We start from the raw sequence: 20867 nt of genomic DNA on the forward strand, positions 1-20867 counted from the left end.
AATGAATCTTGTTCAGAAATTAAAGCCCTCGGCGAAACAGCTTGCCTATCAAAGTTGGGAATTCGGATTATTTCTTCACTTCGGGCTGCGCACGTTCTATGAAGGTTATGTCGACTTCGATGAAAGGCGCATGGATCCCGCAGCTTTCAATCCCGTTCTGCTCGACTGCGAGCAGTGGATTCGGACAGCGAAGGAAGCCGGTATGAACTACGCCGTGTTAACGGCCAAGCACCATGACGGCTTCTCGAACTGGCCATCCAGCTACAGCCAATTTACTGTGGCAGCGTCCCCATGGAAGGCAGGAAGCGGGGATGTCATTCGCGAATTTGTTCATGCTTGCCGAAAATATGATGTGAAGCCAGGCTTGTACTATTCACCGTATGATGGTTCAGCCGACTTCTACACCCAGGATGCGAAAGCCTACGACGATTATTTCGTCAATCAAATTACGGAGCTCTTGACCAATTACGGAGAGATCGACATCCTTTGGTTTGACGGCTGCGGCTCAGAAGGCCATTCGTACGATTGGCATCGTATTATTGGTGAAATTCGCCGCATGCAGCCTCATATTTTAATTTTCAATATGGGGGATCCTGATTTCCGGTGGGTCGGCAACGAGGACGGCATTGCTCCTGTTCCATGCTGGAATGTGGTTGACTCGACAGAGTTCTCCATCCTGACCGAGAAGAAAGAGCAGCTGGGAGACCGCTTATGGCTGCCCGCGGAATGCGATGTTCAGATGCGGAAGAATTGGTTTTACAGCGATAGCGATGAACATACGCTGAAGAGTGTAGAAGAGCTAATGGGGATTTATTATCATTCCGTTGGCCGAGGAGCGAACCTGCTGCTTAATATCGGGCCGGATCGAAATGGATTGCTTCCTGAGATTGACGCGAAGAGACTATTGGCATTCGGTTCGGAGATTCGCAGGCTGGTTGAGAGCCCTTTCGCTACGCTTGCGCAATGTGAAAGAAGGGGAAATACATGGGTCTATGAGATGGATGAACCGCAGCTGCTCGACCACATTGTGCTTCAAGAAGATCTAACTGCAGGTGAGAATGTAAGAGGCTTCCGGATTACTATCATCACTGCCAAATCACGGCGACCCGTGACCATCTATGAGGGACAGCATATAGGCCATAAAGCGATTATTCGTGTCCCGGCCGTCAAGGTCCGAGGCGTTATGGTGGAGATCACGGAAAGCGATCAAGAAGCAGTACTCCAAGGACTGAGCTTCCACCATGTGGGCTATCCAAAATCATACTAGGAGGTAGGAAGATGAAAATCGGCCTAAGCTCGTATAGTTTACTGCAGGCGCTGAAAGCAGAGAAAATGACCATTCTGGATGCCGTTCAGTGGGTGAAAGACAACGGCGGCGAGCATCTGGAGCTTGTTCCGTACGGCTATACGCTTGTTGATAACCTTGAGCTTGCGGATGCGCTCAGGGATAAGGCGAAGACGGCCGGCATCGAGCTGTCCAACTATTCCATTCCCGCAAATTTCGTACAGGAGTCCGAGGCGGAGTTTGAAGCGGAAATAAACCGCGTCAAGCAGCACGTTGATCTGGTGCATCGATTGGGCATGCGGCATATGCGCCATGATGTTACTGCGTTTACACTGCCTCCGGAGAAAATGACGATCCAATATTTTGAAAACAGCTTACCCCTTATTGTTCGCGGCAGCCAAATCATTGCTGATTACGCGGCGGCATTCGGCATTACGACAACGATAGAAAATCACGGATTCTCCGTCCAAGCGAGCGACCGGGTACAGCGCGTACTGCTCGAAGTCAATCGTCCTAATTTCAAAACGACGCTGGATGTAGGCAACTTCATGTGCGTGGATGAAGCTCCGCTTGTCGGGGTGCGCAAAAACCTGCCTTACGCTTCGCTCATACATTTTAAAGACTTTTATTTCAGACCCTATTTCCAAAATCCGGGGGAAGGCAATTGGTTCCGTACGGCAAACGGGAATTACTTAAGAGGTGCGATCATCGGCCAGGGAGATATTGAAATCAGGGAAATTATTAAGCTGATCAAAAGCTCCGGTTATGACGGCTATGTTACCGTGGAATTCGAGGGAATGGAAGATTGCGAATTGGGTTCACGGATCGGCATGAGCAATTTGAGAAGGTTGTGGGATGAAAATTAGTCTATTTACAAACTCAATGTTTAGCTGGTAATATTAGACAAATGCTCAATCTCGCCCCAGGACATTGTTCTTGGAGGTGGGATTCTTTTTGGTTCTCTTATTCTTGAGAGGAGAGATATATACGATGATGAAAGCTTATTGGAAATACTTCTTATATATCCTGAATCACAAAACCAACGTGTTGATTGAATGTTGGAAGGAGGGCTTATACGTTCAAGGAGTTAAAAGAGAGCTTGAACTTATGACATCCTCTACCAGATAAATCGTTGAACGAACAGGCAGCTTAATCATGTCATGAGTCCGGAGGTAATTTTATGAAGCCAAGAATTACAGTATTAACTTTGGGTGTAGATGATTTAGAAAGGGCATTGAAGTTTTATCGGGATGGACTTGGATTTCTGACGGAAGGTATAGTTGGTACAGAATTTGAGCATGGTGCCGTTGCGTTCTTCGAGCTGCAGGAAGGCTTAAGAATGGCGATTTGGAAACGCAAAGATATTGCGTTTGATACCAAACTTAATCCAACCATGACAAGTCCTACGGAATTCACGATAGGTCATAATGTAGGAACCAAAGAGGAAGTTGATACAGTCATGGAACAAGCTCAGAAAGCTGGCGCGGTAATTACAGTTCCAGCTCACAGCACATTTTGGGGCGGATACTCGGGTTACTTCCAAGATCCAGACGGGCATTTGTGGGAAGTCGTATGGAATCCTCAATGGGAAATCAAAGATTAAACAGGCGCGGCCAATAGGCTCCCCTTAAGGTACACAGGTATTTTGATGCCAAGTTTAATCCCATCATCGAGCAGGCTTTAAACCTATATAGTTTTGCAGATGATGTCGGGTGAGAAGAACATTTAACTACATCTGCATTAATCAAAATTTCACAATTTGATATAGAGAACATGAGTGATGATTTACTGCAAGATAAGCTCGAAAGTTTTTTAGCTATACGCGTATGAGGCGAAAATCAATCGACTAATCGACAATTTACAAAACCTTATCATTATAAGATATTTCCTCTAACATTCCTTTGATATAAATATCATGTTACCAATTATTCGTTATAATCGAAGGGAGTTCATTAGAGAAATGAAAAAGTGGATCGCCAATACATCGATACTGCTCGCGCTAAGCGTGGCGGTAACGGGAGCTGCTTCTGCCGCAACCAAAAGCGGTGAAACATCCGAGCAAATTACATATGCCAATAATGGCCAAGCGGTAATGCCGAGCACGCCGGCTGTGAATATCGATGGAAGTTTGTATCTGCCTGTCCGTGCACTTGCGGAAGCGACCGGCAAATATGTAGATTGGGACGAGTTCCGCGAAAGCGTATCTCTGACGGACAAGCCTGTCTTGACCGGGAAATACGAGCTCAAAGCACCGGACCTTGCCGAAGGCATCAAAATGGGCGTAGGCTCTTCTCTGACGCACCTTCCTGGTGATCCTGATAATGTATTCTATACGACGGCGGACCGCGGTCCGAATGGTCAAATTGACGTGAACGGTAAAACCCTTCGCACATTCCCGATTGCAAGCTATACGCCAACGATTTATAAAATTGAAGTGAGCAGCGGCGAGATCAAAATTTTGGACAAATGGCCTCTGAAGCTGTCCGGCAACGATCCGGTTTCGGGAACAAGCGCAATTACAGGATTGCCGAACATCAAAGGCCGCGACGAAGCGCCATATGACGCCAAAGGCGAGAAAGAACTGTCCTACGATCCTTACGGTTTAGATATTGAAGGCCTTGCTTACAATCCGAAAGACGACACGTTCTGGATCTCCGACGAGTACGGTCCTTCCATCGTTCACGTGAAGCGTGACGGCACAATTATCGAGCGTATTGTACCGAAAGGCTGGTCCGCACAGGCAGCTACACCGCTTGTGCCTGCGCACGAAAACTTGCCGGATGTGTACAATAAGCTTCGTCAAAACCGAGGTGCGGAAGCTGTAGGCATCACGCCAGACGGCAAGTATATGTTCATGGCGATGCAAAATGCACTTCGCAACCCGGACAAGGCAATGGACAACTCCCGCCAAGTACGGATTATCAAATTTGATCTGACTACGCTGCAGCCGGTAGCAGAATTTGCTTACATGCTTGAAAATGCAAGCCAATTTAAGAATTTGGCTCAAGGCGATATCGTGATCTCCGACATGGTGGCAGTGAACGAAAATACACTCCTGATCGACGAGCGCGATAAATTCTCCGGAGATAAAGCTCAACTGAAGCGGATCTACCAAGTTGATCTGTCCAGCGCTACGAATATCCTTGGCAAGTTCGACACAGTGGCCGCCGCAGGTAAAACCCTCGAACAAATGAGCGTACAGGATTTGAAAACGGCGAGCATTTTGCCAGTGAAAAAATGGACAGTGCTGGATGCGGTAAGCTTTAAATTCCCGTTTGAGAAAATCGAAGGGGTTTCGCTTGTCAACGATGACACACTGGTTATTACGAATGATAACGACTTCGGCATCGACAGCAAATCGTCAGATAACGGAACGCTCCTGTGGACGTTCAAACTGCCTTACAAGATTCAATAATAATGGCATGAAGCCCAAAACCGTTTTTTGAACGGTTTTGGGCTTTTGTTCTGATGGTGTAGATCTTGAGACATGCCGATTTGATGGAATACAAGTGGTGAAGAGTTCAGAGGTTACGCTAACTTGAACGATAGTTGGCAGCTTCGTTACGCTAGGGGCTGTAAAAATAGATAGTATAAGATAATAATGCCCTATTTACCAAAGGGAACATATGTTCTAAACTGTGGAGGCGATGCCATTTCCAATATATAGGAGGTTGTGCGATGAAGAAAACAATTATTTTTAGTTCTAAATGGTATGACCATGAGTTCGAGTCAGTGATCGCATCGAAGCTGAGAACAAAATTTCCAGAATTCATGTTTTCACATGTACAGGACTCGGGAGGATATACTTCTGCGGAAGCCTGGGGAGCTTGGGAATATCGTACAGATCTTGATATCCGAATTGATATTAGTGATGTACCGGCTTTTAAGAAAAAGGATTATGAACTAACACCTTTTTTGAATAATTCTGATGTCAAACTTGAATCCTTTATACCAAGTTTACTTAAGTCGGTTTCCAATGAAAAACGAATATATGGTCTACCCTTTGGTGTAGGAACAAATTATACGCATGCACTTTTTTATAATGAACATATATTTGCGAAGTTTCATGTCCCAGTTCCCGAACATGAAATGACGTGGGACGATGTAATAACTTTAGCAGCAAAAGTAACTGGAACAATCGATGGTATACCTTATTGCGGATTAGACATTGGGGATTATTCTTTATTAAAAATGCAGCTGGGAATAAGGTTTCTTGATCCTGAAACACACCGACTAAAACTTCGGGATAGTGACTGTAACGAATATTTCCGCATAATAAAAGTTGCTTATGGGATACCGGGGAATGTTCAAGATACCGATGAACGTATATTCGTTTATGGTAGGGCATTCCGTCGAAATGGAACTGTTGCAATGTCCATAGACTCCCCTGAGATGTTCAGCCAAAAGCTTCCGTTTAAGTTAGGAGCCGTACGTTTCCCAAAGATTTATAATCACCTTATAGTTCCGTCATTAAGTGATTATGGATGGTTTTTAACCTTACATCCTAGCTCCGAACATAGGGAAGAGGCGTTTGAAGTCATATCTTATTTAGTGTCGGAAGAATTCCAACTGTATCTTTCTAGCATTGGTCGATTCTCTTCCTTATCTGACAGAAAATACGAGGCGAATTATGGACAGGATAATCCGAATTTCTCAGAAAATAACATGGAATGGGTGTTTCAAGGTATAAAAAAAGGCTGGGCAAATCCGCAAAGCCCCTATGAGAATATGGCTGGAAGTATTGTTAGAAGTGAAATGGAACGAGCTGTGCGGGGAAAAATCCAATGGGAAGAAGCAATTGAAACAATGGAAACAAGAATTCTTGAGAAATTAAGTTTTGAAATGCACGATAGCTGAGTGAAGACACCGTGGTAGCTGGTCATCTTGATCTTCTTCATCGGAGTCGACATCGCTGAGATTGTCCATAAGGATGCGTACCTTTTTCAGAGATTTACCGGATGAGTTGATGGATGCTTCTCAAATAGATGGTTGTAACGAATTCACAGCAGGGGTATCAATTGTAATTGTCCCTATTATTGTGATATATATTATGTTCCAAAGGAAGTTTATAGATGGAATTACGGCAGGTTCTGTGAAGGGCTAAAAAAGAGCAGTTTGCCGCGCTGATATGCTCCCCTTAAGGTAGACAGGTGAATTAATATAAACCTGCTGCTGCAAGGGGGGCTTTATTGTGTCGCTGGATGATGAATGGAAGATTGTTTATAGGAGGCAAATAGATGATAATCAGCAATAAAGAATTTCATGTGAATGGACAGACCTACACCATTAGATCTTCTGTCGAAACAGATGCGAAAGATTTGTCTGAACTAAGACTACAAATTGATGGAGAGACGGAGAATCTGGATAGAGAAAGGGGAGAAGCTTTCATTGATCCAGCAGGATTCGAACAATTAATACATACGGATGCGATCAGTCCAAGAAACTTATTTTTGGTTGCTGTCGCTAATGAACGAATTGTCGGCTTTTCGAGATGCGAAGGAACTTACCTTAAGAGATTCTCTCATAAGGTTGAATTTGGTGTAGGCGTACTTAAAGACTTCTGGGGATATGGGATCGGTAAAAATCTGCTAAAAGAGTCTATAGCATGGGCTGACTCCAATGAGATCAAGAAGATAACGCTGAACGTCTTGGAAACCAATTCTAAAGCTATTGAACTATATAAAAGGCTTGGCTTTGAAATCGAAGGCATACTAACTAAAGACAAAATTCTTTCCGACGGTAAATACTATAACACGATTGTTATGGGGAGATTCCATGACACCAAATAAGTTACACCGTCCAATTTAATGATTTGAATTTTATTCAGCTTATGGTTTCTGAACACCTCTAATTATGATGAGTAAGAGGGATCCGCACTAGCGGATCCTTCTTGCTCATCCTGTTACGGGTTAGGCATGTGCAGGCTTATGCTTTGTTCCCGTTCCTGCTGTGCGATTGGCGTCATCTTTCTTATGCGTGAACAGCTTGCGCAGGTACGGCATCAGGTAGTAGTCTAAACCGAATTTGCCGGTATTTGCTCCAGCCATGAACAGGATCCCGCCGATAAGAATGAACCAAGGGTTCGTGCTTACGGTACCCGCGAACATGAACATGAAGTTCATGAGAAGTCCGAAGAATGCTGCGGCTGTAGTCAATGCACCGAGAATCAAACCAAGACCTACTAAGAATTCGCCTAGCGGAATTGCATAGTTAACTATTTTAACATTCGGCAGGGCAAAATGTTGAATGAATGCAGTGAACGTCGGATAAACAAGTTCATTGGTTGCTTTATCGATCACCGGTTTAGTAATCGCATTATTTAAGAATCCTTCGGCAGTAAATCCGCCGGTTAACTTTTGCCATCCGTGAGTGAGCCATTCATATCCCATATACAAACGTATGAAAAGTAGGATACCTGCTGCATATTTATTTTCTCTAAGCCATTTACCTAACATGATAAACATCTCCTCATTTTGAGTGGTGAATTTTTCACAAGGTCAGCTAAAAAATTTTATCTAATTCAGCCAAGAACGGGATCGTTTTTGTGTTTTCATGTGATACCATCCTTTCCATTACATTGTGTGCTTCCTTTCTACACCTTTAATTTACCATGCACGAAAGGTTAAATATGTGATTAATATCACAAAGTAAAAATGAATTTCAGTTTGTACGCAATTTTGATAAGAGGAATGCGCGAGTATTAGTCCGGCTCTTTAATTCGGTGGAGATGTGGTATGATAAGGTCAATACTATGAAAGTGGGGCTGACAAGCCAGGATGGGAAGTAAGGGGAGATTGCGTAGTCATACGAGACCAGTGCTTGAGCTGGATACGGTACAGATACAACAGGATTTGAGCGGCACAAGCGGAAATCCGCCGCAGATAACAGAGGACGATACCGCGCCGACCAAGCTATGCACGTACTGTGCATGCCGGAGGCCGCTGTCGGAATTTAAGCGAAGGACAGGCAAAAGCAGAGGGGCGGTTTCATACCGGGGGGCTTGCAAAGCTTGCCGGAAGAACCGCAGGGAACAAGCCGACGACAGAACCCTGCTGGAAATAGGGATTGCTGAAACAAGCAAGACGGACGAAAGCGTCGATATTGCACCTGCCAAGAAGAAGAGAAGAAGGCGGCGTTCAAAGGCAAAGACAGCAGATACATTGAAGACAGTCGTCAATAAGAATATACAATCTGCTGCGATTATGGAAGAACCGATCGTCAACAAAAGGGATCTGATAAGGGATATGAAGGCCATCGGCTTGATGCCGAATCGGAGGGGCTTCATCCACATGCGCGGCAAAACGGACAACGGACGCAAGTGGCATCAAGAGATCGATCCCGTGCTAGCCATAACGTTAGTGAAGGAGCGGGCTGCAGTCGTTATGAATCGGCACACGATTCGCCGTTTATATAGCAATAAGGAATTCCGCAGGCTTATTCTGGAGCGAGACCAATATACGTGCCGCTTCTGCGGACAATACGGGGATACGATTGATCACATGCTGCCTCGTGCCAAAGGTGGGCATACAACTCCTGATAATTGCGTCTGCGCATGCAATACGTGCAACCAATCTAAGGCCGATCGGGATATGGATGAATTTGAATTTTCTATAAAACATAATCCCAAGTTGCAATAAAAGTTAAAGAGCTCAAATGATTGATCTAACGGAGGATGAAATGGCCTGGAGCAAATTGAAGCAACAACTGGAGAGTTTTCTCAGTCCTGCGTTATATGGAAGGGTCGAATACCTCTCAACCAGCTACCGCTATTTACCTGATAAAGCAGGACTTTGTTATATGGCTGTAGATAAAAAAAACGTACTGAATATGAGTGATACCTTCATCAGATGGTATCAAACCGAGTTGGAAATTAAGAATGATGCAACGATCCAGATTCCTATCAATAACGAAGAAATCGATGCTATCAGAAAAGATACCAATGGGAGTGTTCCGGAGGATCGCTTAAAAGTAATAGCAAGAAGTAGAAAAATATCGGAATATGCAAAGGATCTTTTGTCAGCGCAGTCATCATTAAGTAAATCCAATTTTATCGTTGTAGCTAATAAATTTTTATCCACTTCTATAGAGGAAAGCTTAGAGAGCAACGATATTTTATTGAATATCCTAGCTTTGGTTGACAGACGGGTTGGAAAAAAACGAATTTTAAACATGACCGAGAAGATGAAGTTAAAGCATCCGATTGTACAGTATTTTTTTGAACTGCGGCTCAGTACGTTATGAAAGGTAATAACTCAGACGCAGAAATCATTCGAGCCGCTATGACACCGATTACCATTTTAGACGAGACGTTTTACCTCGTAGCAATTAAGAAGACCAACAGCGAACAGTTGTGTCATTAGACAATGGAGGAAAACTCTGCTGTTGGGTGCAAGAACATCATCTCTTTAAAGGCCGCGATAATCGCGGCTTTTTTTTGATGAGATAAGGTTTTGATCTAGGTGACTTGACGACTAATCATTAAAGTGGCTTTTTCTATTTTGGTAAAAATTAAAATGAAATGGCTCTGAACTTTTATGAAAATAGCCCAGTCCTTTTCTTCTGAGAAACCAACACGAAAGAAGGTCACATCAAGTGAACATTTTATATTCTGATTATCAAGTTTTTCAGTTCATCAATCATTTAGCTGTAACCGTCCCGTCTATGAATCCATTGATGCGTTTCCTAGCCAAGGATGCGGAGTACCTGTTTTACTTAGGTGTCATTATTTATTGGTTAACGAGGAGTCCAATTAATCGAAGAATGGTTGCTACAGCTCTCTTATCAGCGTGTGCCGCACTAGGCAGCGGGGGAATCATCTCCCATTTCTTTTATCGAGACAGACCCTTTGTTACTCACGCAGTTATTCAATTAATTCAACATCCGGCGAATGCATCATTTCCTAGCGATCATGCAACGGGAGCATTTGTGATTGCAACAGCGATTTGGATGTATCGTAAAAAGGACGGCATTATTTGGTTAGCATTAGCCGCTCTCATAGCGGTATCACGCGTTTGGACGGGCGTTCACTATCCGTTGGATGTGTTAACGGGGGCTTTCATGGGTATGACGAGTGCGATTTTAGTCTACCGACTGTTCGAGAGCTCCACCTTAGGGAAAAACGTTTTAAATACCTGTATGACTATTTACGAAAAAATGGAACGAAAGCTATGGGCATAAAGAGCTGAAAGCATTTAGTAAACTTAAGTCCCTTGGGCATTCGTGCTTGAGGGGTATTTTTAGTTAAAGAAAGTAAAAAATAACAATACGCACACTGAACTTTTTCGATAAAGTTCCTGTCTTTTGGTCATTACATGGATATTTTTGCGGAGGTAGAATTGACACACTTCATACAAGGATTGCTGGAGCAATACGGCTATTTTGTGCTCGGAATTGCGCTCATTCTTGAACTTCTAGCTCTTCCGTTACCGGGGGAAGTGCTCATGACATATACTGGACTTATGATCTACCAGGGGCATTTGAACTGGTTCATGAGTATTCTCGCAGCAGGCAGCGGCGCCTCGTTCGGTATGACACTTTCTTATTGGATTGGGTTTAAATTAGGAACTCCTTTTTTCGAGAAGCATGGGTCTAAGATCCATTTTGGCCCCGATAAGCTGCAGAAGACATCCGACTGGTTTGAACGTTACGGGAATAAGCTTCTGATTATTGCCTACTTTATCCCAGGCATCCGCCACTTCACGGGTTATTTCTCCGGTGTTACGCGCATGCCGTTTCGAACTTATATGCTGTTTGCGTATCCTGGAGCTTTCCTGTGGACAGGCACGTTTATCTCACTAGGCAAAATCCTTGGACCCAAATGGGACCAATTTCATCATACGATCACCAAGTATTTGTTGATGGCGGGCGTGATTGCTGCGTTGATTTTCATCGTGCTTTATATGTTCAGGAGATATAGAGATCAGATCTACAGCTCAACGGCAAAGGGGTTAAGTCAAGGCGTGAAGACTTTTCATTCTCTAGGAAAAGTCAAATTTCTGTTTCTCGCATCCTTTTGTGTGTTCTTGACTTTATTCATCTTGATGGCGGGTTTGGTGCAGGATTTTCTCGCTAATGAGTTCGCTGATTTTGATGAAATCACAACTTTTATCGTTCAGATTATATTTGAAGAAACCTAGCAACCTCGTCTTAAGTCCAATAGGGCGCTCTTGGGGGGAAGATTATGTGTGGATCAGGAATTATATGATTTAATCAGTAAGGCGTCAAATGGCGATAAAGATGCATTTGCCCTACTTGTCAAGAGATTTAAGAGCAGTGTCTATCGGTATGCATATGGCATGCTTTCAGACCGTATGGAGGCGGAGGATGTGGCTCAAGAAGCCTTTATCAAAGCCTTTTATTCACTTCCCAAGCTTGAACATGGCTTCGCTTTCACATCATGGCTCACGCGTATTGTCTCCAATTTATGCTACGATAGGCTTAATCAGCGTAAAAAGGAAAATACGAGTCCTCAAGAATGGGTGGAAACGACTGCGCGGGTTGATTTAGAGCGAACCGATTTGCAGATGTCCATTCAAGAAGCATTAGATACATTAAGCCCGGAGCACAGAGAGGTCATTATCTTGCGTGATGTTGAAGGTTATTCTTACGACGAAATTGCCGGAATAATCGATATCCCAATAGGAACGGTTAAATCGCGTATTAACGCCGCGCGGCTTTTGCTTCGTAAGGAATTAAAAAGGGGAACGGGGGAGTAATCTTGTCTGACCATATAGAAGAACTTATTGCCGCTTACATGGACAATGAATTGACGGATAAAGAACGAAAACAGGTCGAAAAGCATTTGGGTCATTGCCCGCAGTGCTCCGCCTTGCTGGATGACTTGTTGGCTATTCAGAATCAAGTTCATACAGCTTTTCAAGCGATCGAAGTACCCCATAGCCTGGAGGATAAAGTGATTGCGCAGCTCAATTTGGAGACGTCACCTTCAAGGGCAACGCTGCGGGTTTGGATATTAGCCCCATTCCTGTGCGTATTAAGCTTATTTGCGATCGCTGTCGTTGTCACAGGAGCTTTTCTACTCAACCTGAGTTCGATCCTGTTTAAATTTATGTTTAATCTGATATATGCGACCAGCAGTATTCTGGGCTCAGAGCCTTTAATTCTGATAAGTATGACCGTTTGTTCGCTTGTTATTATTATAGGTTCCAGTGTTTCTATCAAACATTTGCTAAAAGCCAAAGCTATTCAGGGGGATTCCATTTGAAAAACAAACATTCGTGGTACGCGATAAGCGTGCTGTTGATTTATTTCTTATTGGTGATGCCGACAAATGCGGTGGCTAAAGGGATATTTGATCATCAAGATACGGTTATCCCACCCAATCAAACGGTAGACGATGTCATCGTCATAGGCGGGGACGCAACCATTCTAGGAAATGTCTCCGATGCTGTTATTGTGATTAATGGAGGTGTAGAATTAAAATCCTCCGCTAGAGTGGATGGTTTTGTTCTCGTTATTGGCGGCAACGTGCGGCAGGAGAAAGGAGCTGTTGTAAAGGACGAAGTCATGAATTTCTCATTCGATACTTCGACACAAAACAGCTTGTTCGTTGGGGGAGGTCTCATCGTCGGTACGTGGCTTACGCAGCTTGCAATAAGTATTTTGCTTGTCCTTTTGTCTGTACTAACGGTATTTGTGAGCAAAGGCCGGATGGTCGCGGTGATTGAACGTGCCCGGCGCGCACCTGGCTCATTGATCTCCATTGGCTTCTTCAGCAGTTTAATTCTTAGCGCATTATCTGTGCTGCTTCTTGTAACGATTATCGGAATTCCACTTGCCGTCGTCATCATCCTCTTCATTGCGGTAGCCTTTATTTATGGGTTAGCTGTGCTAAGCTTGTTAGTCGGATCCAATCTTCAGATGACAAAAGGTCGGTCTGACTGGTTAATCGCATTAACAGGCGCCAGTGTGATCGTATCTTTCATCAATATTCCTCTCATCGGAGCCCTGATCTTTCTCGTGATTGTTCTCTTCTCCACTGGCATTATGACGATGTTGATCAGGGACAAATGGAGGAAGAAGAGACGCGATGACAGCGATACGGAGGGAAAATAAAGTGAAACACAGAGAGAAGGAAGCTCACATGAAAAAACTTGAATTGATACCTAAAAAGGAGCGATTAGGTATAGGCCTAGCGTTCGTTATAGCTGTTCTGCTCGTAGTTTGGCAGCTTAAGGGGTTATTACTTCTTTCGCCATCGGCTCTACATAGCAGACAGTTCGAACATACGTTTAAGGATTTTGGTTCGTATGCTAGAATCGCCTTATTTTTTGTGCTTGCTTATTACGTGCTTCTCTTTGCTATGAGACAACGGATAGGGGATAGGATAGTTTATATGAAAAAGGGGCTTGCACTATTGCTGCGCTTTACACGTAGATGGCACACCCCACTGGCCATTATTGCTATTGCCTTTATCATACTTCATACAGTTGCTGTCTTTATGTATGGCTTTAAATTCGATTTTAATAACATTAGCGGCCTGTTTGCCTTGCTGGTTCTTCTACCAGTTCCCGTATCGGGATTATTCCGGTATCAGAGATTGGATCGTAAATGGCATTTGCGGACAGGGCTAGCATTTGCTGTTCTGTTTCTCATACACGCTTTCTTATAACTAAAATTCATTCAAATTCCCTAACAAGAACCGCTATGCTCGATTTTTTCTTTGCATTCCGACCAAGTAACAGTTTTGGAGAGACAATGCTGTCCCTTCCTAACGTTTTCAGTACGCGCAAGCCATATAGACGATCCAATCTTATTACAGCTAACAGGAAATGAAGAAGCGAAGGCATTCTTATAAACGGACATTCAAGCCAAGATTAACCTCATAACCGGTAAATCGTAGGAGCGGCGGCAGCCTAAGACTTTGTTTTTCAAGTCCTAGTCCGCCGTTGTTTCTTTTCAATATAATGACTTGTCTCCAGACAGCAACCACAAATTGCCACAAATGACTTTATAAAATAGGTCCATAGCATACTGCCGACTTATAGAAAAATCATTTATACTAATAACAGAAAATTGCTGGAATAATGAATGAATCAGGTTATTAACGGAGGATCGGATGTTATCTCAATTGAATGATGACCATAGTTTTTATTTTCGCGTATTTGAGAAATCCCCGATTGCCGTGGCTTTGTTATCTTCGGATGGGAAGCTATTAAGAGCTAATCAATCTTTATGCAAATTGTTAGGCTATAGTGAAATTGAATTGATTAATACCAGTAATTCTTATGTCACCCATTCGGAAGATTTAGCAGCAGAACTGGCATTGTGGCGTAAATTGGTGCAGGGTGAAACAGATGGTTTTCAAATAGAAAAAAGGTATATTCATAAATCGGGGACCATCATTTGGGGGCTTCAAAATGTTACTGTGGAGAGGAACCATCAGGGAATCCATACGAATGATATTTTCATTTCGCACATTATAGATATCACAGAACAAAAAAAGAAGGAAGAAGAATTCAAGAAGATTGAAGAGCTGCACAATCTTATTTCCGAACATTCTCAGGACGTTATTTTGCGTTTAACTCCAGAAGGAGTTATTTCATATGTCTCACCTGCGATCCGCATCCAAATGGGATATGAACCAGAAGAACTTATCGGAAAGTATGCTTATGACTATTGGCATCAAGATGATTTGAACGGTGGCTGGTTAAGGCGAGGTCATTCGGATCAGTCAGATAGCAGAATATTTGTATATCGTCTTCGTCATAAAAACGGTCATTATATATGGCAAGAATCGCATTCTAAAAAAATAAGAAATGCAGCAGGAGATATTCAACACGTTATCAGCATGGGGCGTGATATTTCAGAACGGGTACATTCCGAAGAATTAATCCGCAGATCCGAGAAGCTTTCCTTGGTTGGTGAACTCGCAGCGGGGATTGCCCATGAAATTAGAAATCCCTTGACTAGTTTACGAGGATTTATGCAATTATATTTGAAAGAGGATATGAATGGTACAAAGAAATTGCGAAATGAAGTCATGATTTCAGAAATCGATCGAATCAATGAAATTGTAAGCGAACTTCTAGTGTTAGCTAAACCTTCAAATGAAGCCTATGAATTGAGGGACATCGTGCATGAGTTAAATCACGTTACAACATTATTTGAAGGGCAGGCAAACTTGTATAACGTTCAAATAAAGAAAGAGTTTGATGCCAATTTACCGTTAATCCAGTGTCAGCGCAGTATTAATCAGGTGTTTATCAATGTTCTAAAAAATGCGATCGAATCCATGCCGAAATGCGGAGAAGTGATCATACAGGCCAAGCAAATGAACGATGCAATAAATATTCGAATTACAGACACAGGGTATGGAATTCCGCAAAATGATATTGCCAAAATTGGAAATCCTTTTTATACGACCAAAGAATCCGGAACAGGTTTAGGATTAATGGTTTCAATGAAGATCATCCAAAATCATAAGGGGACTTTGCGCTTCGAAAGTGAAATTGGCAAGGGGACTATGGTGGAAGTTGTCATACCGATTGTGATGAAACCTTAAGAATACTATCCGGAGGTTCATCATCATGGAGAATGGAATGCTTCATGCAGATCATTCATGAAATAAAAAGGGAGCCGCTCAGCGGCTCCTTTTGTTTATTGCAATTCTGAAGCATAACTTTATCAATTCGGATCTTTCAATTTGTTCATTTCATCTAAAGTCATCTCATTACACTTCCTGATAAAGTCAATGATCAGATGTAGTTGCTGCTCGTTGTATTGCGTGATGATCTTAAGCGTCGAATGCATGACTGACTGGAACATGGGTGAGATATGGGCAGAGCCTTCCGGTACGGGCTTGACAACAACACGTCTTCGATCGTCCGGATCCTTGTCCCTGGTTACATAACCAGCTTGCTCCAATCGATCGATTACACTTGTCACCGCTCCAGTAGTCAACCCGGTTAATTGTGCAAGCTGGCCGGCAGTTACCGGACCGGTGCGGTTCAGGAAGTCTAGGCATTTATGATCGGTCGCATTGAGACCTAATTTGTTAGAGATCAATTGATGAAACATAACGGCTCTCGCGCTGTTTTGCTGCAATTCGTGGATTAGCGCCTTCTGTGAAGAAGTGAGCTCGGAAAAATTCGAAGGGAAATTATCCCTTGACATATCGTAACCTCCAAGTTATGATTTTATTATCTTAATTAATCAAGATATAATATTCATTAAGATAATTGAGTTATTAAGTTTCTTAACATCCACAGTATAACATACGATCCATGCACCGCCAAACAAATTCACTATGGAGAGGACGATTCAAAATGACAAATCAAGAAGATCTGAAGGGCATCCGAGCATTATTTACAGAGCTAGGCAATTCTTGGAATCATGGGGACGGGGTTGCTTTCGGCAACTGCTTTACGGAAGACGCCGATTATGTGACGTTCATGGGTCAACATCTGAAGGGGAGAAAGCAGATTGCCGATGTCCATCAAATGCTGTTTAACGGACCTCTTAAAGGTTCTATCCTGTTATCCAGTACTTCTTCCGATTTACAGCCGCGTTTTATCGCGTCCGATATCGCGATTGTTCATGCAGCTGGGGAGGTACGGCTCGCCGAGCCTGCTCAAGATCCCAACGATAGAGGATCAATCAATACGAATGTAGTTATGAAGGACAACGGAGAATGGAAACTGACTGCTTTCCATAATTGCCGTATCCAAGAGGTTCCGAGAGGAAAGCGTTAACTTCTCACATCAAGCATGAATCACAATCCCCAAAAGTGAAAATCGATCTTCATGTAATTCTTAGAATGACTCGATTTCAGAGTTTGATTTCATTATAATTAATCTTTCCCTATATTGTGGTTGATCTTAATGGTATGTTTGAGTTGCAGTAAAAAATAAATGGTAAAGAGGTGAGGACAATGAAAACAAAAAAATATACGTCTTATCCTCATATTGCTTTTTAGTTGTTCTTTTTACGACTACATTAGGCTCTGAGGTGGGATCACTCTCAGGGCTTTTTCATTTAGACAGAAGAAACGTTTATGCTTTCTTGCCGGTCTATAACAGCCACTTACAGAGTGGCTGTTATTTATTTAGGACAAAAGGTAAGGATAAGGGGCCTCCTTCTTAAGATATCGTTTTAACTTCGGCAACACTTCCCGTTATTCACCGCTTTTTCAACTATGAAAGGATGATGCTTTATTAAAAGACTCGCTCAATATTTTCGCTCCTTACAATCCGGACAGTCATCTTACAATCTGATCTATGAAGGTTCATACTATGATCAAGGAGGGATGATAAGTGACCCAACCTATTGGAATAATGAAGTTGCCTATTACATTGAACGGACCCATAAACTCACACTGGATATACCATGCATCACCATCAAAATACCTTTTGACCGTCTCGGCTTAGATGAAAATAGGGATCAAGTTGTTCTCTCCGATTTTGCATTAAGAGCATGGGTTGGTCATATTGAGGCGTTAAATGAATTGATTTATAACCGGTCACGTTCTGATAAAGAAAATGGCGCTTTTTATTGTTTTCGTCCAACCAATGTGGTGCTGCAACGTAATGCATCCTATGTTGAAGTCATCTCAGAAAAATGGTATCTGTGCATAATGGTTACCGTTCAACTGCCATTTAAGAACAATGATAAAGCTATGCGCATGCTCTGCAAAATGCTTCCAAAAGAAGTGGAGGCGTTTATTGCCAAGTTTGATCTCATCCAGTTGAAAGCTGCCTATGAATTGGTAGAAAAACAAAATAGGATCCGCGAATGGCTGAAAGCCAATAATTATTGTGCGTTTATTGCGAATGGCAGCATTTTGCCAAGAAATAAAGACAACAGCGGGCCATTGGAGGGTGCCATGCCTTTTAGATCCCCGAAAGATATTGAAGTTGAAATTTGTGGGTTGCAAGGAATGGGAATAAAACATGGTGTGACGGTCATTACGGGCGGCGGATATTCAGGTAAAAGCACCTTGCTGGATGCGCTAAATTCGGCGATTTATAACCACATCTTAGGCGACGGACGAGAATTTGTGATTACAGATCAAAGTGCCATGGAAATAGCTGCAGAGGAAGGCCGTTCCATCACAAATATCAATATTACGCCTTTTATCAAATGGATACCCAATAGTTCGGCTGAACAGTTTTCGACGCACTACGCCTCAGGCTCCACATCTCAAGCCGCAAATATTATGGAGGCAATCAACTTCGGATGTAAGCTTCTTCTTATTGATGAAGACAGAAGTGCGACGAATTTTATGATTCAAGACATCAAAATGCGTTCATTAATCAAGCATGAACCTATTACACCTTTTACCGAACGTGTCAGAGAGCTTTATGAAGCTGTAGGCGTATCTTCCGTTCTTGTTATTGGAGGCAGCGGCGAATTCCTATCCGTTGCCGATCAAATCATCCTGATGGACAATTTTGTGCCAATAAACGTAACGCGGGAGGCAAAAAAATTATGTGAAAACGACAAACCACGCGAACGTATCCCCCTTACAAAATGGGAGATAAGAGAAATAACAACCGATCAATTTTCGAGCTATCCGCAGGGTAGTGGGACAGAAAAGCTGATGGTTTCAACCATGGGCTACTTGATGATAGGTGATGAACAAATTGATATCAGAGGGCTTTACAATATCACCTCACACGCCCAGCTCGCAGCTATTGCGTTTTTACTTCGGAAAATCGCGATAAGTAACCAGGACCGCCTCATCTTTCTTCATGAAAAGGTCAAAAAGGCTCTCGAAGATATGGAGAGGGAAGGCTTGGATACTGTATTTTCTTCCTTCTTTCCTGGTTTCGAAAGATGGCTTGAATTACCAAGATTGAATGAAGTATTAGCAGTTATAAACCGGATGAAACATTTGAATTTTATTCAGCTTGAGATCTCTGAACAACTCTAATAGGAAAGGCTAATTAAAAAGGAAGAAGGGCGGCAACGGCTAATATCGTCATGAAAGTATAGGAATCGCTTGAACCCATCATGGATGAATGACTAGCTATTTGTTGAGGCGAGAATCCTATATGTGCTTGTGCGATTTCGATAGCATGATGGGATGTTTGAGAAGTACAAATAGTCACGACGACAGCAGTCCCGATTGCTCCTGCAATCTGTCGGACCGTATTGTTTACGGCAGAGCCGTGAGTGCCTAGTTGTCTAGGCAGCGCGTTTAATCCGGCTGTATTGAGCGGCATCGTAATGAAGCTTAAGCCTAAGCAGATGAATCAAATGCCTTCTAATTACGTATCCATAGATATTATGACTTCATCCATACTTGGAGTGTTGACGTGGTGGATGAAAGAGGGGATTCATTTCAGCTCGGAATATATTGCTAATCAAGTCGCTTTGCTCTACAAGCGCTTACCATTTGAATGACACTAAACATTCGACATAACAAACTCCCCTAGTAGAACAGGTGAAGTTAAAAAATAACCCAAAGGCTTTTGCCTTTGGGCTTTTTGTTTTTATAGCAGGGATGCGGCGTTTAGCCGTTGATCATATTTTTCCATAAACTTCTTAACATCTGCTTTTGGCGGAGCACCGAACATACGGGAGTACTCTCGGCTAAACTGAGATGCACTCTCATAACCTACCCGGAATGCGACATCCGAGGCATCTGCCGACTCCGATAATAGCAGGCGCCGGGCTTCTTGCAAGCGGAGGTGTTTTTGAAATTGAATGGGACTCATAGCGGTTAACTCTTTAAAATGTCTGTGGAAGGTCGGAACACTCATGTTGGCGAGCGCTGCAAGTTCATCGACCCGCAAGGTCTGATCCAAGTGAGTTATGATTTGTTCGATCGTCTCTCGGATCCGGTAGGTGCCGCTTTTTTCTATGGCAATTTGGGCTAGGGTTGCGCCATATGGCCCTTGCAGCAGCCGGTATAGAATTTCTCTTTTATAAATGGGGGAAAGGAAAGGGATATCTTCCGGATGATCCAGCAGTTGAACTAACCTGAGTACCGCGTCCAGTATGGATGCCTCTATTTCGCCAACGTACAACGCCCGTTTAGGGTGTTCTTTCATTGTCGCTATAGCCTCCGATTCTTTCAAAACTTCAAAAATCTGATCAGAGGTAAATTCCAGCTTCAAGCTCAAATAGGGTGTGTCCGCAGATGCTTTGATCACTTGGCCGATCACCGGCAAATTCATGGATGAAACCAAATAGTTGGCAGGACCATATTCATAACGCTCCTGTGCCAACAGAATCTCTTTCAAACCTTGCGCAATGAAACAAAAAGAAGGTTTGTAGACCCTGTAAACAGGATGTGTCTCTTTGGAATGATGAATGAGAAATAGAGCTGGGATCGCAGATTCATATACACCGTTCTGGCCGCTATGGTTTGCAATGAGTTTGGAGAGTTCATTCTGCTTGTGCAGGATTTCCACGGTTATAGGATCCTCCTTAACTGAATGTGCTGTATTTATTATAAAGTATCTACATCCATAATGTTAGTACATTGATAGGATTAGGCAATCATTTAAGATAATCGATATAACGCAGTGTTTTGTTAATGTTGCATAATAAGAGTCTGGGGTGCACATGAAGTACACCAATGAATAGCTCAAATCAAGGAATTGATGAAAGGAAC

General features: G+C 42.9%; 20 protein-coding genes. 17 read left to right on the top strand and 3 right to left on the bottom strand.

Going from position 1 to position 20867, the window contains the following annotated elements:
- The first annotated feature begins 1 nt into the window (after nt 1).
- The 6 genes from PUT07_RS15685 to PUT07_RS15710 all read left to right on the top strand — a co-directional run bounded on the left by PUT07_RS15685 (nt 2) and on the right by PUT07_RS15710 (nt 7074).
- The gene (locus PUT07_RS15685) at nt 2-1267 is read left to right on the top strand and encodes an alpha-L-fucosidase (protein ID WP_274469104.1); all 1266 of its coding nucleotides are present in this window, start codon (nt 2-4) and stop codon (nt 1265-1267) included.
- Between the two features lie 11 nt (nt 1268-1278).
- On the top strand, nt 1279-2151 hold the full coding sequence (locus PUT07_RS15690; RefSeq protein WP_274469105.1) for a sugar phosphate isomerase/epimerase family protein: 873 nt from the start codon (nt 1279-1281) through the stop codon (nt 2149-2151).
- Nucleotides 2152-2465: 314 nt separating this feature from the next.
- Nucleotides 2466-2888 carry a VOC family protein gene (locus PUT07_RS15695; RefSeq protein WP_274469106.1) on the top strand — a complete coding sequence of 141 codons (423 nt, stop codon included), beginning with the start codon at nt 2466-2468 and terminating at the stop codon, nt 2886-2888.
- 357 nt (nt 2889-3245) lie between these two features.
- On the top strand, nt 3246-4700 hold the full coding sequence (locus tag PUT07_RS15700) for an esterase-like activity of phytase family protein (protein ID WP_274469107.1): 1455 nt from the start codon (nt 3246-3248) through the stop codon (nt 4698-4700).
- Nucleotides 4701-4963: 263 nt separating this feature from the next.
- Nucleotides 4964-6142: an ABC transporter substrate-binding protein gene (locus PUT07_RS15705; protein ID WP_274469108.1), complete on the top strand. Its 1179-nt coding sequence runs from the start codon at nt 4964-4966 to the stop codon at nt 6140-6142.
- Nucleotides 6143-6522: 380 nt separating this feature from the next.
- Complete coding sequence (locus tag PUT07_RS15710; protein WP_274469109.1) at nt 6523-7074, top strand: GNAT family N-acetyltransferase; 552 nt, start codon at nt 6523-6525, stop codon at nt 7072-7074.
- A 120-nt stretch (nt 7075-7194) separates the two neighbouring features.
- Here the strand turns inward: PUT07_RS15710 and PUT07_RS15715 are convergent, their stop codons facing one another.
- On the bottom strand, nt 7195-7740 hold the full coding sequence (locus tag PUT07_RS15715) for a DoxX family protein (protein WP_274469110.1): 546 nt from the start codon (nt 7738-7740) through the stop codon (nt 7195-7197).
- 339 nt (nt 7741-8079) lie between these two features.
- Here PUT07_RS15715 and PUT07_RS15720 point away from each other — a divergent pair, with 339 nt between their 5' ends.
- The 9 genes from PUT07_RS15720 to PUT07_RS15760 all read left to right on the top strand — a co-directional run bounded on the left by PUT07_RS15720 (nt 8080) and on the right by PUT07_RS15760 (nt 15809).
- Nucleotides 8080-8922 (top strand): HNH endonuclease, encoded by an 843-nt coding sequence (locus PUT07_RS15720; RefSeq protein WP_274469112.1) that lies wholly within the window; start codon nt 8080-8082, stop codon nt 8920-8922.
- Nucleotides 8923-8962: 40 nt separating this feature from the next.
- Nucleotides 8963-9526 (top strand): SF0329 family protein, encoded by a 564-nt coding sequence (locus PUT07_RS15725; protein ID WP_274469113.1) that lies wholly within the window; start codon nt 8963-8965, stop codon nt 9524-9526.
- A 351-nt stretch (nt 9527-9877) separates the two neighbouring features.
- Nucleotides 9878-10462 carry an undecaprenyl-diphosphatase gene (locus tag PUT07_RS15730; protein ID WP_274469114.1) on the top strand — a complete coding sequence of 195 codons (585 nt, stop codon included), beginning with the start codon at nt 9878-9880 and terminating at the stop codon, nt 10460-10462.
- Nucleotides 10463-10620: 158 nt separating this feature from the next.
- Entirely contained in the window at nt 10621-11421 is an 801-nt protein-coding gene (locus PUT07_RS15735; protein WP_274469116.1) for a DedA family protein, read from the top strand.
- 48 nt (nt 11422-11469) lie between these two features.
- The gene (locus tag PUT07_RS15740; RefSeq protein ID WP_274469117.1) at nt 11470-12000 is read left to right on the top strand and encodes an RNA polymerase sigma factor; all 531 of its coding nucleotides are present in this window, start codon (nt 11470-11472) and stop codon (nt 11998-12000) included.
- Nucleotides 12001-12002: 2 nt separating this feature from the next.
- Nucleotides 12003-12509, top strand: coding sequence for an anti-sigma factor family protein (locus tag PUT07_RS15745; RefSeq protein WP_274469118.1), 507 nt, complete (start codon nt 12003-12005; stop codon nt 12507-12509).
- The gene (locus tag PUT07_RS15750) at nt 12506-13360 is read left to right on the top strand and encodes a hypothetical protein (protein ID WP_274469119.1); all 855 of its coding nucleotides are present in this window, start codon (nt 12506-12508) and stop codon (nt 13358-13360) included. Before PUT07_RS15745 ends, PUT07_RS15750 begins: the two co-directional genes overlap by 4 nt.
- A gap of 28 nt (nt 13361-13388) precedes the next feature.
- Nucleotides 13389-13916, top strand: a complete 528-nt coding sequence (locus PUT07_RS15755; protein WP_274469120.1) for a hypothetical protein — start codon at nt 13389-13391, stop codon at nt 13914-13916.
- Between the two features lie 447 nt (nt 13917-14363).
- A complete protein-coding gene (locus PUT07_RS15760; protein WP_274469121.1) occupies nt 14364-15809 on the top strand; it encodes a PAS domain S-box protein in 1446 nt (481 codons plus the stop codon).
- A gap of 122 nt (nt 15810-15931) precedes the next feature.
- Here PUT07_RS15760 and PUT07_RS15765 read toward each other — a convergent pair whose 3' ends face one another.
- On the bottom strand, nt 15932-16420 hold the full coding sequence (locus tag PUT07_RS15765) for a MarR family winged helix-turn-helix transcriptional regulator (protein WP_274469123.1): 489 nt from the start codon (nt 16418-16420) through the stop codon (nt 15932-15934).
- A gap of 152 nt (nt 16421-16572) precedes the next feature.
- Between PUT07_RS15765 and PUT07_RS15770 the strand changes: the two genes are divergently transcribed.
- Together PUT07_RS15770 and PUT07_RS15775 are read left to right on the top strand one after the other, a co-directional pair.
- Nucleotides 16573-16998 (top strand): SgcJ/EcaC family oxidoreductase, encoded by a 426-nt coding sequence (locus PUT07_RS15770; protein WP_274469124.1) that lies wholly within the window; start codon nt 16573-16575, stop codon nt 16996-16998.
- A gap of 554 nt (nt 16999-17552) precedes the next feature.
- Nucleotides 17553-19178 (top strand): P-loop domain-containing protein, encoded by a 1626-nt coding sequence (locus PUT07_RS15775; RefSeq protein ID WP_274469125.1) that lies wholly within the window; start codon nt 17553-17555, stop codon nt 19176-19178.
- 562 nt (nt 19179-19740) lie between these two features.
- Here the strand turns inward: PUT07_RS15775 and PUT07_RS15780 are convergent.
- Nucleotides 19741-20670 (bottom strand): AraC family transcriptional regulator, encoded by a 930-nt coding sequence (locus PUT07_RS15780; RefSeq protein WP_274469340.1) that lies wholly within the window; start codon nt 20668-20670, stop codon nt 19741-19743.
- Nucleotides 20671-20867 lie beyond the last annotated feature (197 nt).

Origin of the sequence: Paenibacillus sp. MAHUQ-63 (assembly GCF_028765165.1) — a bacterium.
In the GTDB taxonomy this organism is placed as follows: Bacteria; Bacillota; Bacilli; order Paenibacillales; family NBRC-103111; genus Paenibacillus_E.